The organism is Streptomyces sp. 5-10 (assembly GCF_014712245.1).
Taxonomy (GTDB): Bacteria; Actinomycetota; Actinomycetes; order Streptomycetales; family Streptomycetaceae; genus Streptomyces; species Streptomyces violaceusniger.
The window spans coordinates 153,869-167,746 of the sequence record NZ_JACVYG010000008.1; the positions used below are offsets into that span (position 1 = coordinate 153,869).

A 13,878-nucleotide genomic window follows, 5' to 3' on the forward strand; every position below is an offset into this window, starting at 1 on the left:
CCGTTTCCGGGACCCGTCCCGGTAACGGCGGCGAACCATGCCTGTCGTCAACCGAACAGGAAGGAGCACCCCATGAGGTGCATGCGCACCGCCGTCCTCGCGGGCATCACCGTGACGGCCTCGACGGCCGCCCTCGCGCTCCCGGCGCAGGCCGACGTCCCCGCCCGCCACCGCACCCCGGCCGCCCAGTGCGAGTACCCCGCCGATGTCCTCGACCTGACCAACTGGAAGCTGACCCTGCCCACCGGCGAGGACGAGGACCCGACCGAGGTCACCCAGCCCGATCTCGCCACCTTCTCCGCCGAGCCCTGGTTCCAGGTCACCGGGGACTGCGACGCGGTCCAGTTCCGGTCCTCCGTCAACGGTGTGACGACGGGTGGCTCCAACTACCCGCGCGCCGAGCTGCGGGAGATGACCGACGACGGGGAGCAGGAGGCCGGCTGGTCGACCACCGAGGGCACCCACACCCTCGTGGTCAAGGAGGCGTTCACCGCGCTCCCCAAGGAGAAGCCGCACCTGGTCGGCGCCCAGATCCACGGCGGGGACGACGATGTCACGGTCTTCCGCCTCGAAGGCAGCAAGCTCTACATCACCGACGGCGACGACGCCCACCACCACCTCGTCACCGACGACTACGAGCTGGGCACCGAGTTCGAGGCCAAGTTCGTGGCGCGGAACGGGAAGATCGACGCCTATTACAACGGGGAGCGTGAGACCACGATCTCCTCCGACGGCGACACCAACTACTTCAAGGCGGGGGCGTACACGCAGGCCAACTGCGGCAACTCGGACCCCTGCGACGACGACAACTACGGCGAAGTCCGCATATCCAGCCTCAAGGTCACCCACTCCTAGCCGGAAGGGGGCGGTGCCGGGGCATGTGACCGTGGCGCCTGCCCCCGTCGCATGTGCTTCCGCAACACCGCAACCTCCACAAAGGTGAAGATTTCTGGAGTGGTGGGTGAATTCCCCTCTCAATCGGCCAGGTCCGATGCGCCTCTGGCCCGGGCCGAACCCCGTACCGCCCTCACGAGGGCCGCAAACGGTACGTGTCTTTCCGCGTACGCAGTAAGTTCGACCCGCGTGCGGTAACGGCAGACAGCAGCGGTTCTGGTCTCGCGGGAGGGGAGTGTCGTCGTGCGGCGGGGGGAGAAGGTCGGCAAGTACCGGCTCACCAAGGGGCCCGTTGAGGGAGGGAGGGGCGCGGTCTGGTTCGCCGTCGACACGGAGCTGGGTCGGTCCGTCGTCCTCAAGCGGGCCCTGCTCGAGGACAGCGGCCAGGCCGACTTCGACGAGTTGCTGGCCGAAGCCCGCGCTCTGGCGAAGTTCAGCCACCCGAACGTGGTGACCCTCTACGACGCCGTCCGCGCGGGCAAGGGCAGGAACGCCACGTTCTGGCTGGTGATGGAGCATGTGACCGGCGGCAGCCTGGACGTCCCGGTCAAGATGGCCCCCGAACTCGCGGCGCACATCGGCGCACAGATCGCGGCCGCGCTGGCGGCCCTGCACGACAAGGGCATCGTGCACTGCGACGTCAAGCCCGGCAATATCGTGATCACACCCGACCGGGTCGCCAAGCTGACCGACTTCGGCGCCGCGTACCGGGTGGACGGCAGTGAGACGATCACGCCCAACGGGCCGGTCAGCCTCACTCCCTTCTTCGCCGCCCCCGAGGCGTTCCGGGGAGCGCCCGAGCGCGCGTCCGACGTGTTCTCCCTCGGCGCCACCATGCACTGGCTGGTGACGGGGACCCCGCCGCTGCGCGGCGCCGGGCGGGTGGTCCGGCTGGAGGCCATCAGCCCCCAGGTCGGACCGCTCGGGGGCCTCCTCACCGCGATGCTCCAGCGCGACCCCGGGGCCCGGCCCACCGCCGCCGAGGCGCTCGCCGCCCTCACGGACATCGCGGGACCCCCGGACCAGTTCCCGACCCTCCCGACGGCCCCGGCGACCACGCCCTACACGGACGTCCTGACGCGCGGCCAGATCCCGGCGGGAGGACTCACGCGCCGCACGGCGACGCTGGTCGGGCGCCGTCCATTGCTCCTGGCCTGCGCCGCCGCCGTCACGGCGCTGGCCATCGCCGTTCCGTTCACCGTGATGAGCCTGGGGGACGGATCCGGGGACAAGGCCACCCCGGCACCGGGCAAACCGGCCGCCGCGGGCTTCATCGGCGACCCCCGCACGGCCGACCCCTGCGCCCTGCTGAAGCCCACCGTGTTCCATCGGTACGAAGTGGCCGAACTGAAGCGTGATGAGGGCAACTTCAACCGCTGCGACGTCAACCTGAAGGAGCGTGACGAGGAGGTCGTGGGCGTCAGGGTGGAGCTCGACGCCGATGCGCTGCCGGAGGCCGTGAAGAGGAAGACCAGGGGCAGGGTCACCGTCGTGGAGCGCGCCGCCGAGGGCGACGAGTGCGTGCGAGCCATGGCGGTGACCGGCGCTCACGACAACAGCCTACGGATCACCGCGGTCGCGAGACGGCCTGCCGAGATCAAGCAGCCGTTGTGCGACACCGCCGATATCGCCACGCGATTCGCGGTCGACGTGCTCAACCGCGGTGAGATCCCCCGGCGTTCCCCGAGCTTCCCGTCCAACTCGCTGGCTCACCAGGACGCGTGCACGCTTCTTGACGTCAAGACACTGGAGAAGGTGCCCGGTATCGACGCCCGGGACCCGGACGTCGGATTCGGCCGCTGGGACTGTCAGTGGAAGAGCACCACTAACGAGTTGGAGGTGGACCTGCGATTCGACCAGGGCAAACTGCCGAGCGACAAGGGCGCCCGGTCCACCAAGCTCAGCGATCACCAGGCCATCGTGCTGCCGGAGGACGAGGGCCCGGGGAGCTGCCGCGTCGAGGTGGTCCACCGTGAGTACACCGGCCTGGACCGGGTGCAGGGCACCGAGCGGGTGGCCCTCGTCCTCAAGGGGGCGGGCCCCAAGGGGCGGCCCTGCGAACTGGCCACCGATCTCGCCGGATCGGCCGCTGCCGCGTTGCCACCCGCCTGAGGCGCCGTGGTGCCAACGCCCGCCAAGGCCGCCGCCGCGCACCCGCCCGTGCGCCCGGCGTCCCCGTCAGTCCGTGGAGTCGGGCTCGGTCCGCTCGGCCGCGAGCAGATGAATGAGCAGCAGTACGATCCCGGAGATCAGGAAGACGCGCGTGGCGGCCTCCAGCCCGTTCCACGTCTTGGACTGCCACATGGCGAACCACTCGCCGCCGATGGCGATGAACCCGGCGCCGAACAGCAGCATCAGCATCAACAGCCCCACGGTGCTGGCCTGACGGGCGCGGCGGACGCTGCCTCCGCGCAGTCCCGCGCCCCACATGGCCGTCCCGGCGAGGAGGACGAGGGCGGCGATGCTCTCCCAGACGATGATGGCCACGTAGGCGGTGTCCTGGAGTGCGGTGGACGTGATGGCCCGCCACATCAGGTCGTCGTCCTTGAACGTGGTGTCCATCGCCAGGACATGGCGGACGAATTGCTGATTGGTGTCGAAGTCGGTGATGTTGCCGAAGGCGACCAGCGCGATGTACAGCGCGATCGTCCCGGTGAGCACCGCCGAGACGGCGGAGTAGGTACGAAGGGATCGTATTCTGCCGGCTCGCTCGCTCACGATGACTCTGTCTCCCCGTTGTATTCCGTCGATCGGACCGAGCCGTAGCGTACAACTGTTTGGCTCAGTGGGCCCGGTGGCGGGGAGACGCAGGTCACACGCGGCCGTGTCACAGGGGGCGGGCCATCTCGTCCGAGGGCTCGTTGATGAACATGGTGTACCGGCTGAACGTCATCACCCTGCGGAAGCCGGCGGCCACCGATGCGCGACTGGTCGGGCCCGTCGGCGGCCGGACCGACCTCGAGACGTGGCCGTTCGACGCTCTTGGTAGTCTCGGGGAGCCAGTCGTGCCACATCCGAGGCCAGGGAATCCGGTGCGAATCCGGAACTGACGCGCAGCGGTGAGGGGGACGGGCGGGGCATGTGACACCACTGGGAGGAGTTCGTGACGGCCGTGGGGCCGTCGCGGACGAGCACCGGGAAGGGGCCCCGTCCGGACGAGCCCGAGTCCGAAGACCTGCTGGCACCTCCGCGCCCGGTGCGCGGAGGACGTCCGTAGGCCAGGCTCCGCGTACGAGCCCCGACCACCGAGGCTGCCCGTGCTCCGCTCCGCCCGCCGTACCGCGGCGTTCCTGCTCGCCCCCGCCCTTCTGCTCACCGCGTGCGGCGGCTCCGGCCATGACGGCGCGGACGCCGGAAGGCCCGCCGGTCCGGGCTATCCGCGCACGATCGACAACTGTGGTCACAAGGTCACCTTGACGTCCGCCCCGAAACGGGCCCTCTCGCTCAACCAGGGCACCACGGAGATCCTGCTCTCGCTCGGCCTCGCCGACCGCATGGCGGCCACCGCCACCTGGACCGACCCGGTGATGAAGGGCCTGGAGAAGGCCAACGCCACGGTGGAGCGCCTGGCGGACAACGCGCCGTCCTTCGAGAAGTCCCTGGACGTCGAACCCGACTTCGTCACCGCCTCGTTCGTCTCCACCCTCGGCAAGGGCGGCGTGGCCACCCGCGAGCAGTTCGAGAAGCTGGGCGTGGACACCTATGTCTCGCCGTCCGACTGCGCGGCGGGCAGGGACACCGACAGCGGTGGCGACGGCTCCCGCGCCAAGCCCCTCACACTTGATGTCGTCTACGGCGAAATACGCGACCTGGCCCACGCGTTCGGTGTCGACGAGCGCGGCGAGAAGCTCGTCGCACGGCTGAAGGAGCGCGTGCGCAAGGCCACGGAGGGACTGGACGCCTCCGGTGTCTCCCTCATGTACTGGTTCGCCAACTCCCAGTCGCCGTATCTCGCCGGCTGCTGTGGCGCGCCGGGCGCCATCACCCGGGCCGTCGGGGCGAAGAACGCCTTCTCCGACACCCACGACGAGTGGCCGCAGATCAACTGGGAGACCGTGGCCGACCGCGACCCGGACGTCATCGTCCTCGGCGATCTCACGCGCAAGCAGCAGACCGCGGAGACCGCCAGGGCCAAGATGCGTTTCCTCGAGACCAACGCCGCCACCCGCAATCTCACCGCGGTGAAGAAGAAGCGGTACATCCTGCTGAGCGGGCAGGCCATGAACCCGTCCATCCGCACGGTCGAAGGGGTGGAACAGGTCGCCGCCGGGCTGCGCGACGCGGGGCTCGCCAAGTGAGCACCCGCCACCTGAGCGCCCGCCACCTGAGCACCCGTCTCCTGCTGCTGGTCGCGGGAGGGCTGGCCGCGCTGCTCGCGTCGGTCGCCGTCGCCGTGACCATCGGCCCGGCCGACATCTCCACGGCCGACGTATGGGCGGCGGTCACCGCCCATCTCGGCCTGGGGGAGAGCACCTTGCCGCCGCTCCGGGACGGCATCGTGTGGAACCTGCGCATGCCGCGCACACTGCTCGCCGCCGTGTGCGGGGCGGGTCTTGCCCTCTGCGGGGCCGTGATGCAGTCCCTGCTGCGCAATCCCCTGGCCGACCCGTTCGTGCTCGGGGTGTCCTCGGGCGCCTCCACGGGCGCCGTCACCGTGGTCGTGCTCGGCGTGGGCGGCGGGGCCGTGTCCCTGTCGGCGGGCGCGTTCACCGGCGCGCTGCTGTCGTTCGGCCTGGTCCTGGTGCTCAGCCACAGCCTCGGCGGCAGCACCGACCGCGTGGTGCTGTCCGGAGTGGCCGCCATGCAGCTGTTCTCCGCGCTGACCTCGTTCATCGTCCTCACCTCCGCGGACGCCGACACCACCCGGGCCGTGCTGTTCTGGCTCCTCGGCTCGCTCACCGGCGCCGGGTGGGGCGATGTGCTGCTGTGCACCGCCGTCCTGGCCGCCGTCCTCGTGGTCTGTCTCGGCTACGCCCGCACCCTGGACGCGTTCGCCTTCGGGGAGGAGGCCGCGGCGGCGCTCGGCGTCCGGGTGGCCCGTACCCGTCTCGTCCTGCTGTGCGCGACCGCGCTGCTCACCGCGACCCTGGTCAGCTCCGCCGGGGCCATCGGCTTCGTCGGCCTGGTCCTCCCGCACGCCACCCGCGCCCTCACCGGCCCCGGCCACGCCCGTCTGCTGCCGGTCACCGCACTGGCCGGGGCCATCTTCCTGGTGTGGGTGGACACCGCCGCCCGCACCGTCATCGACCCGCAGGAGGTCCCGGTGGGCGTGGTGACGTCCCTCATCGGCGTACCGGCCTTCGTGGCCGTGCTCTACCGCGACCGGAGGAGGACATGACCGACTCCACCGCGGAAACCCCGGGTACGGAGCCCCCCGCCACCGCGGAAACCCCCGGGACGGAGTCCCCCGCCACCGCGGAGGCGGTGCCCGGGCTCCGCGCGGACCGCGTCAGCCGCCGCACCGACGGCCGGCTGATCGTCGACGGCATCACCCTCACCCTGCGCCCCGGTGAGACGGTGGGTCTGCTCGGCCCCAACGGCTCCGGGAAATCAACCCTGTTGCGGCTGCTCGCCGGGATCCTCGCCCCCTCCGCCGGGATCGTCACCCTGGACGGCCGTGCCCTGCCACGGGTCGGCCGCCGCGCCACGGCCCGCCGTATCGCCACCGTCGAACAGCACGCCCACACCCAGACCGAACTGACCGTCCGCGAGGTGGTGGCCCTCGGCCGTATCCCGCACCGGCGCGCCTGGGCATCGGCCTCCGCCGCGGACACCCGGGCCGTCGACGCGGCCCTGGAGCGCAGCGGACTGACCGGCCGGGCCGGTCAGTCGTGGCACACCCTCTCCGGTGGCGAACGCCAGCGCACCCAGATCGCCCGGGCCCTCGCCCAGGAACCGCGCGAGCTGCTGCTCGACGAGCCGACCAACCACCTCGACATCCAGCACCAACTCGACCTGCTCGACCTCGTCGTCAGCCTGCCGATCGCCACCGTGATCGCCCTCCACGACCTCAACCTCGCCGCGATGTACTGCGACCGGCTGCTCGTCCTCCGCGAGGGACACGTGGTGGCCGAAGGCACCCCCGGCGACGTGCTGACCCCGTCCTTGATCAAGCGGGTCTACGACGTCCAGGCCGAAGTCACCCACGGTCCGGGCCACCCGGTCATCCGCTTCCTGCGCCGGGCCCCGAAGCCCTGAGCACCCCGGTCGCCGAGGCCGTGAGACGGTGGGCGGTATCCTGCCAACCGGTCGCACGAGCGAAGGAACCACCACGTGAGCGATGCGGCGGACGCACGGCCTCCCGCGGACACCCCCATCCGTGTGTTGATCGCGGATGACCAGGCGATGGTGCGCACCGGGTTCCGGCTGATCCTCGCCTCCCAGCCCGGAATCGAGGTGGCGGGCGAGGCCGCCGATGGCTCCGAGTGCGTGGAGCTGGCGCGGCGGCTCCGCCCCGAGGTGTGCCTGGTCGACATCCGGATGCCGAACCTGGACGGCCTGGAGGTGACCCGGCTGCTCGCCGGGCCCGGAGTGGTGGATCCGCTGCGGGTCGTCGTGGTCACCACGTTCGACCAGGACGACTACGTGGACACCGCGATCCGCAATGGAGCCTGTGGCTTCCTGCTCAAGGACGCCGGGCCCGAACTCCTGGTGGAGGCGGTGCGGTCGGCCGTGCGCGGTGGCGCGATGGTGTCCCCGGCGGTCACCGTGCGTCTGCTCCGGCAATGGGCCAACCGCCCCCGCCGCGCCACCCGGGCGAATCCCCTGACCGGCCGGGAGCTGGACATCGCCCGGCTGGTGGCGGTGGGCCGGACCAACCAGGAGATCTGCGCCGAACTGCACCTGTCGCTGTCCACGGTGAAAACGCACCTGAGCAACATCCAGGCCAAGCTCACCGTCCGCAACCGCGTCGAGATCGCGGCCTGGGCCTGGGACACCGGAGCGGTGCGCACCCGTTAGCCCGGGCGTACGGCGCCACCGTCGGCCCGCCGTACGGCGCGCCCGCGAGCCCGGCGTAGGGCGCGCCCGCGAGCCGTCAGGACGTGCGCCAGTCGGGGTGTCCGGGCATGGCCGGGAGCTTCTCGGCGTACAGCCAGGACCGGAGGAACGGCCCCAGGTCGCGGCCGGCGACGCGGCTCGCCAAGCGGATGAAGTCGGCGGTCCCCGCCGTGCCGTCGCGGTGCTCCGCCACCCAGGCGCGCTCGATGCGCCGGAACGTGGCCTCGCCGACCTTCTGCCGCAGCGCGTACAACACCACAGCGCCGCCCTGATAGGCGCCCCAGCCGTAGGGCGCCATGTCCTCGGGAGTGAAGGCGCCGCGCCGGGGGTCGGCGACCGGCCCCTGTTTCCGCAGTTGGGCGGCGGAATCCTGGTACCTCCTCTTCATGCCGTCGGCCAGATCGGAGCCGCCCTTCGCCTGGTCCCACAGGCTCTGGTAGTAGACGGCGTGGCCCTCGTTGAGCCACAGGTCGCTCCACCTGCGCGGAGAGACGCTGTTGCCGAAGTACTCATGGGAGATCTCGTGCGCGACGACCGTGTCCGAGCCATTGGCCCGCATCCCCTCCTCGGTGAGCTCCTCCGTGCCGAGCAGGGTCAGGGACTGCGTCTCGAGCTCACCGCCCAGAGGTGAGGCGTAGATGCCGTACGTCCGCAGCGGGAACGGCCCCAGCCGTTGGGTGAGGAAGCGCAGCGCCTTGGGCACGACCGCGTCGATCTGCGGCATGAGGTCGTTGACCTGGCCGGTGGGCAGGGCGTAGCGCAGCTTGATCCCGTCCGGGCCCGGCCGCTTGACCACCGTGAAAGGGCCGACACCGATCTGGATGAGTTCGGGCGCGAGCTTTTGGCGGCTCTCGAACCGGCGGACGGTGTACGCCCCCTCGCGCCGCGTGGCGGTGAGTTCGCCGTTCGCGATGGTGTTCACGCGCGTGGGAGCGGCGATGGTGATGGTGGTCGGCGCCTTCTGGGCCGGGTGGTCGGCGAACGCCGCGATCCGGTGTGCGCCCGAGGGCTGGTTGATGGTCTGGATGACGCCCTTGGCCCGCACCATCCCGATCGCCGCGGTGCCGAGTTTCCCGGCCGCCTCGGGGCCCGCCACGGGTGCGCGCACGGTGACCTCCACCGAGAATCCCCGGCCGCTGGGCACCGGGGCCGGGGGAGTCACCCGCAGCTCCTGACCGGAGCGTGTCCAGGTCGCCTTGCGGCCGTCGACCGTCACCGAACGGACCGTGGTCCCGGTCAGGTCGAGGTTGAAACGGGAGAGGGAGCGGGTGGCCCGGCCGTGCAGCGTGGTGGTCGCCGTGTATGTCGTGAGGTCCTCGGCGAAGCGCAGCGCCAGGGCGGTATGGCGCACCGTATAGCCGCCGTTGCCGAGACCCGGGTGCAGCGTGTCCCCGATTCCGGCGGCTCCGGGCGCGGGGGTGTGGGTCTCGTGTGCGGACGCCGCGTCGGGGGTGCAGCCGGCAACACCCGTCAGGGTGGTGGCCAGCGCCGTGACGATCCATGGCGTGAGGGTCGCGTTTCGTGTGTGACGAGCCATGCGCCCAGGGTTGCCCGGGCGGCAGCGGCCGTGGATCACCCGGATAGCGGGTTCATGGCCCTCGGTATCGGCCAAAAGGACGACCGGCGCGGTGGTCCCCGCGGCGGCACCTGTTGGGCCACGCCCGGCGATCTGGAGCGCTGGCTGCGGGACCATCACCTGCTCGTAGGCGACACCCCTGACACTCGCGCTCATCAGGGCCACCTGACCCGAGCCCGCGAGCTGCGTACGGCCCTGCGGGCCGTGCTGCGCCAGGACCCGGAGGGTGGCGAGGGTGACGGCCAGGGCGGCGATGCCGTGGTCGGCTACTCCTTCCACGTCACACTGACCGCCGGCCACGGCGCCCACCTGACCATCGCCGCCGACCCCGTGGACACGGCCCTCGCGCACATCGTCATGTCCGCGCTGACCGCCACGGTGAACGGCACCTGGCATCGGCTCAGGATGTGTCCGGCCCCCGACTGCCAGTGGGTCTTCTATGACAACTCCCGCCCGGGCCGGGCCAAATGGTGCTCGCCGCAGCTGTGCGGCAACCGCGCGAAGACGCAAGCGTATCGCCGCCGCCGATCGACCTGAATCGCCACGCGGCGACCCGGCTCCGGCTTCCGGGGTAGAGCCATGCTGATGCGGCAGGCGGTGTCGGCGGGCTCGGCCGGCCCACACGCGGGCGGCTTGTAGGGTACGTGGCATGCCGGACGCCCCGCCCCGACCCGAGCCGTTCACCCCGCGGACCGACCCCGCCGCCCTCGCGGACCTCCGCGCGCGGCTGCGCGCCACGCGCTGGCCGGACGCGCCCGAGGACGCCGGGTGGGCGCTCGGGACCGACCTCGCCTACCTCCGTGAGCTCGTCGCCTACTGGGCGGACGGGTTCGACTGGGCGGCGCAGGAGGCGGCGCTCGCCCGGCTGCCGCGCTTCCGCGCCCGGCTCGGCGGCCTCGGGATCCACTTCGCACACGTCCGGGCCGCCGCCCCGGCCGGGCCCGTTCTGCCGCTGGTGCTCAGCCACGGCTGGCCGGACTCGTTCTGGCGCTATACGAAGGTCATCCCGCACCTCACCGACCCCGGTGCGCACGGCGCCGACCCCGCCGACGCGTTCGACGTGGTCGTGCCCGACATGCCGGGCTACGGGTACTCCGACCGGCCCACCGGCCCGCCGCTCGACTCCATCGCAGTCGCAGGGTTGTGGGCCGAGCTGATGGACGTCCTCGGCTATGAGCGGTTCGGTGCGGCGGGCGGGGACATCGGCAGCCATGTGAGCCGCTACCTCGCGCTCGACCACCCCGACCGGGTGGTGGCCGTGCACCGCATGGACGGCGGCCTGCCCGTCTTCACCGGCGACCCGGCGGACCTCGCGCCCGAGGAGCGCGCCTGGTTCGAGGGCGTCACGGGCTGGGGCGCGGCCGAGGGCGCGTACGCCGCCATGCACCGCACCAAGCCACAGACCGCCGCCTTCGGGCTCACCGACTCACCGGCCGGGCTGGCCGCGTGGATCGTCGAGAAGCTGCGGGCGTGGAGCGACTGCGACGGTGACGTCGAGCGGTGCTTCACCAAGGACGAGATCCTCACCAACGTCACGCTCTACTGGCTCACGGGGACGATCGGCTCCTCGATGCGCATGTACCACGCCAACGCCGCCATCCCGCCCGCGCAGCACGCCCGCCGGGTCGAGGCGCCGTCCGGCTTCTCGCTCTTCCGCGGCGACATCGTCCGCCCGCCGCGGGAGTGGCTGGAGCGCACGACGAACCTCGTGCGGGTGACCGAGCCCGCGCGCGGCGGACACTTCGCACCGTTCGAGGAGCCCGAACTCTACGCCGAGGAACTGCGCGCCTTCTTCCGCCCCTACCGGGCGGCGGCCACGGACTGACACCGCCGCCGGAGTGGAACGGCGTGGCCGCGGGCGAGCTGTTCGACCGGCTCCACGCCCTGCTGAGCGCCCCCGCGGCGGCACACACCGCGGGATCTTCCCCGCGCGCTAGGGCAGCGGCGTGCCCCCGGTGGCGTTGACGATCTCGGCGGTGATGTAGCTGGCCTGCTGCGAGGCCAGGAAGACGTAGGCGGGGGCCATCTCGGCGGGCTGTGCCGGGCGGTTCAGCGGGCTCTGTTGGCCGAAGGTCGAGGTGTCCGGCAGGGTGGCGGGGATCAGGGGTGTCCATACGGGGCCGGGGGCCACGGCGTTGACCCGGATGCCGCGCTCGGCGAGATTGCCCGCCAGCCCCTGGGTGAAGGTGACGATCGCGCCCTTGGTGGTGGCGTAGTCGAGCAGGTGGGAGCTGGGCTTGTACGCCTGCACCGAGGTGGTGTTGATGATGCTGCCGCCCTCCGGGATATGCGGAAGGGCCATCTTGCACAGCCAGAACATGGCGTAGAGGTTGGTGTGCATCACCCGGTCGAACTGCTCGGTCGGGATCTCTTCCAGCCCCTTGGGCCGTGACATCTGGTAGGCGGCGTTGTTGACGAGGATGTCGATCCCGCCGAATGCCTCGACCGCCTGGTCCACCAGCCGCTGACATGTGCTTTCCTCGCGGATGTCGCAGGGGGAGGGGACGGCCCGGCGCCCGGCCGACTCGATGAGACGCACCGTCTCCCGGGCGTCCTTCTCCTCCTCGGGCAGATAGCTGAAGCACACGTCGGCGCCCTCCCTGGCGAAGGCGAGGGCCACCGCACGGCCGATCCCCGAGTCGGCCCCGGTGATCAGGGAGCGCCGGTTCTTCAGCAGCCCGTGGCCTTCGTAAGTGTCCTCACCGTGGTCGGGCCGGGGCTCCATCTCCTCCGTCTCGCCGGGGTGCGCCTGTTCCTGCTGGGGGAACTCCGGCTGCGGATGCTGTTCCACCGGGTGACGCTGTTCCTTCTGGTTCACGGGGACACCTCCTGGCCACGGATATTCGGACGGACCTTCCGGCCCCGGGTGCCCCATGGCCCACCTGGACAAACGCAAGTCGAGGTCGAAAGCGGCCCTGACATCCGATCTATTTTGATGATTGATATGGACGCGTCATGCACTGAGCGCTAGCTTCTGGGGAAGGTTCAGACCTGCGTCACGACTGCCCGAGAGGATTGATCGGATGTTAAGGACACGGATCCGCACACGGATCCATCTGCTCTGCGTCACCGGCGCCCTGGTCGGCGGCCTCACCCTCAGCGGTGGCACCGCGGAGGCCGGCACCCGGGGCGACGCGGATGTCCGGGCGCTGCCCGCCGGGGTCTACTTCCAGAACGAGGGCACCGTCCAGGGGTGGTCCAACTACCCGCAGAAGCCCCAGAAGCAAGGCGTCATCCGCGATGTCACCACCCCCGCCTACAAGGGCGGCAACGCCATCGAGGCCAAGCAGACGTACATCAACGAGGGCGGCGGCTACCACTCCGAGACCATTCAGGCGTCCACTCAGGCCGTCGGTCAGGACCGCTACTACGGCCAGGCCATCTACGTCGCCCCCAACTGGCAGTTCCACAACCAGAACGTCACCTTCCAGCAGTGGTCGCCCGAGGACCCCGAGGGCCCCTGGGAGCTGATGTTCCTCCAGAACGACGAGCTGCGCATCGGCGGATCCGGCGGCTTCAGCGCGAACGTCGCGAAGGTGACCGATCTGCGGGGCACGTGGATCCGGATCGTCACCCGGCTGAAGTTCCACGCGACCGACGGCGCCATCGAGATCTGGGTCAACGGTGTGAAGAAGTACAGCAAGACCGGGGTCACCGTGCTGCCCAAGACGTCGAAATCGGTCCGCTGGTCGTCCGGGATCTACTGCACGGGCTGGCGCGAGAACCCGCCCGCGGGCCCGTCGGAGCTCTCCGTCTTCCATGACCAGGCCCGCATCGCCAACTCCTACGGCCTGGCCGAGCCCGCCAACTGGTGACACGGCGCCGCCCGCCGTCCCGTAGGCGGTGCGGACACCCGCGCCGCCTACGGGACGCGCCGCTACCTGACCGCGGGGAGGGCCGTCAGGAGCGCTTTTCGATGGTGATGTACGGGTCCCACCTGAAGTACCCCACCACCTGCTGATCGCTGTCCAGGATCTGGAAGAAGAAGTGGTAGGTGACCTGGCCGACCTTGTTGACGTCCGCCTCCCAGAAGTGATCCTCGTAGTCCTGTGTTGCGAAGTCCGGTTGGTCGGTGGCCCCCTCCTTCGGGATCGGATAGGTGCCGTCGGCGATCACGATCCGCGGTGTGCTGATGAGCGGGTCGTCGCTCACGTACCGGTACAGCAGGGCGCAGTACTCACTGTTGAGCGACAGCGTCGTCTCGCGCCACCTGATGATGTCCCTGGGGTTGGCGCGGAAGTTCAGCTCGGCCCCCGAGGTGCCGATGACGCGGTCCTGGCGCGTCGTCATATAGATCAGGCTGTGGTCGACGAACGTCGGCGCGTCGCAGTCCTTCGATGCGTCGGGGTACCGCTTGGCGATCGAGTACGCGTCGAACGAGATCAATACATTGATGATTTCCGACATGC

General features: G+C 70.7%; 13 protein-coding genes and 1 riboswitch. Of the genes, 9 read left to right on the forward strand and 4 right to left on the reverse strand.

Annotated elements, in window-relative coordinates; all coding sequences use genetic code 11:
- Window positions 1-72: 72 nt before the first annotated feature.
- Complete coding sequence (locus tag IEJ02_RS13155) at window positions 73-855, forward strand: polysaccharide lyase family 7 protein (RefSeq protein WP_191065007.1); 783 nt, start codon at window positions 73-75, stop codon at window positions 853-855.
- Between the two features lie 282 nt (window positions 856-1,137).
- Window positions 1,138-3,006, forward strand: a complete 1,869-nt coding sequence (locus IEJ02_RS49860) for a serine/threonine-protein kinase (RefSeq protein WP_191065008.1) — start codon at window positions 1,138-1,140, stop codon at window positions 3,004-3,006.
- A 66-nt stretch (window positions 3,007-3,072) separates the two neighbouring features.
- Here IEJ02_RS49860 and IEJ02_RS13165 read toward each other — a convergent pair whose 3' ends face one another.
- Window positions 3,073-3,612, reverse strand: a complete 540-nt coding sequence (locus IEJ02_RS13165; RefSeq protein ID WP_275559033.1) for a DUF2165 domain-containing protein — start codon at window positions 3,610-3,612, stop codon at window positions 3,073-3,075.
- A 265-nt stretch (window positions 3,613-3,877) separates the two neighbouring features.
- Window positions 3,878-4,091: riboswitch (cobalamin riboswitch) on the forward strand.
- A gap of 60 nt (window positions 4,092-4,151) precedes the next feature.
- Between IEJ02_RS13165 and IEJ02_RS13170 the strand changes: the two genes are divergently transcribed.
- From IEJ02_RS13170 to IEJ02_RS13185, 4 genes are all read left to right on the forward strand, one after another.
- Window positions 4,152-5,192: an ABC transporter substrate-binding protein gene (locus IEJ02_RS13170; RefSeq protein WP_370467031.1), complete on the forward strand. Its 1,041-nt coding sequence runs from the start codon at window positions 4,152-4,154 to the stop codon at window positions 5,190-5,192.
- A 26-nt stretch (window positions 5,193-5,218) separates the two neighbouring features.
- A complete protein-coding gene (locus tag IEJ02_RS13175) occupies window positions 5,219-6,232 on the forward strand; it encodes a FecCD family ABC transporter permease (RefSeq protein ID WP_191065088.1) in 1,014 nt (337 codons plus the stop codon).
- Window positions 6,233-6,318: 86 nt separating this feature from the next.
- Window positions 6,319-7,092: an ABC transporter ATP-binding protein gene (locus tag IEJ02_RS13180; protein ID WP_191065090.1), complete on the forward strand. Its 774-nt coding sequence runs from the start codon at window positions 6,319-6,321 to the stop codon at window positions 7,090-7,092.
- 75 nt (window positions 7,093-7,167) lie between these two features.
- A complete protein-coding gene (locus IEJ02_RS13185; protein ID WP_317985787.1) occupies window positions 7,168-7,854 on the forward strand; it encodes a response regulator in 687 nt (228 codons plus the stop codon).
- Window positions 7,855-7,930: 76 nt separating this feature from the next.
- Here the strand turns inward: IEJ02_RS13185 and IEJ02_RS13190 are convergent, their stop codons facing one another.
- Window positions 7,931-9,430: a M1 family metallopeptidase gene (locus tag IEJ02_RS13190; protein WP_191065009.1), complete on the reverse strand. Its 1,500-nt coding sequence runs from the start codon at window positions 9,428-9,430 to the stop codon at window positions 7,931-7,933.
- Window positions 9,431-9,484: 54 nt separating this feature from the next.
- Between IEJ02_RS13190 and IEJ02_RS13195 the strand changes: the two genes are divergently transcribed.
- Both IEJ02_RS13195 and IEJ02_RS13200 read left to right on the forward strand, forming a co-directional pair.
- Entirely contained in the window at window positions 9,485-10,006 is a 522-nt protein-coding gene (locus tag IEJ02_RS13195; protein WP_191065010.1) for a CGNR zinc finger domain-containing protein, read from the forward strand.
- A 112-nt stretch (window positions 10,007-10,118) separates the two neighbouring features.
- The gene (locus IEJ02_RS13200; RefSeq protein WP_191065011.1) at window positions 10,119-11,294 is read left to right on the forward strand and encodes an epoxide hydrolase family protein; all 1,176 of its coding nucleotides are present in this window, start codon (window positions 10,119-10,121) and stop codon (window positions 11,292-11,294) included.
- Window positions 11,295-11,402: 108 nt separating this feature from the next.
- Here the strand turns inward: IEJ02_RS13200 and IEJ02_RS13205 are convergent, their stop codons facing one another.
- On the reverse strand, window positions 11,403-12,287 hold the full coding sequence (locus IEJ02_RS13205; RefSeq protein ID WP_275559038.1) for an SDR family oxidoreductase: 885 nt from the start codon (window positions 12,285-12,287) through the stop codon (window positions 11,403-11,405).
- A gap of 205 nt (window positions 12,288-12,492) precedes the next feature.
- Between IEJ02_RS13205 and IEJ02_RS13210 the strand changes: the two genes are divergently transcribed.
- Window positions 12,493-13,284, forward strand: coding sequence for a heparin lyase I family protein (locus IEJ02_RS13210; RefSeq protein WP_191065013.1), 792 nt, complete (start codon window positions 12,493-12,495; stop codon window positions 13,282-13,284).
- 85 nt (window positions 13,285-13,369) lie between these two features.
- Here the strand turns inward: IEJ02_RS13210 and IEJ02_RS13215 are convergent, their stop codons facing one another.
- Window positions 13,370-13,876, reverse strand: a complete 507-nt coding sequence (locus IEJ02_RS13215) for an inclusion body family protein (protein ID WP_191065014.1) — start codon at window positions 13,874-13,876, stop codon at window positions 13,370-13,372.
- Window positions 13,877-13,878 lie beyond the last annotated feature (2 nt).

Coding starts and splice junctions, on each gene's coding strand:
- IEJ02_RS13155 (WP_191065007.1), top strand. CDS start 73: ATGAGGTGCATGCGCACCGCCGTCCTCGCGGGCATCACCGTGACGGCC.
- IEJ02_RS13215 (WP_191065014.1), bottom strand. CDS start 13,876: ATGTCGGAAATCATCAATGTATTGATCTCGTTCGACGCGTACTCGATC.
- IEJ02_RS13190 (WP_191065009.1), bottom strand. CDS start 9,430: ATGGCTCGTCACACACGAAACGCGACCCTCACGCCATGGATCGTCACG.
- IEJ02_RS13200 (WP_191065011.1), top strand. CDS start 10,119: ATGCCGGACGCCCCGCCCCGACCCGAGCCGTTCACCCCGCGGACCGAC.
- IEJ02_RS13195 (WP_191065010.1), top strand. CDS start 9,485: ATGGCCCTCGGTATCGGCCAAAAGGACGACCGGCGCGGTGGTCCCCGC.
- IEJ02_RS13210 (WP_191065013.1), top strand. CDS start 12,493: ATGTTAAGGACACGGATCCGCACACGGATCCATCTGCTCTGCGTCACC.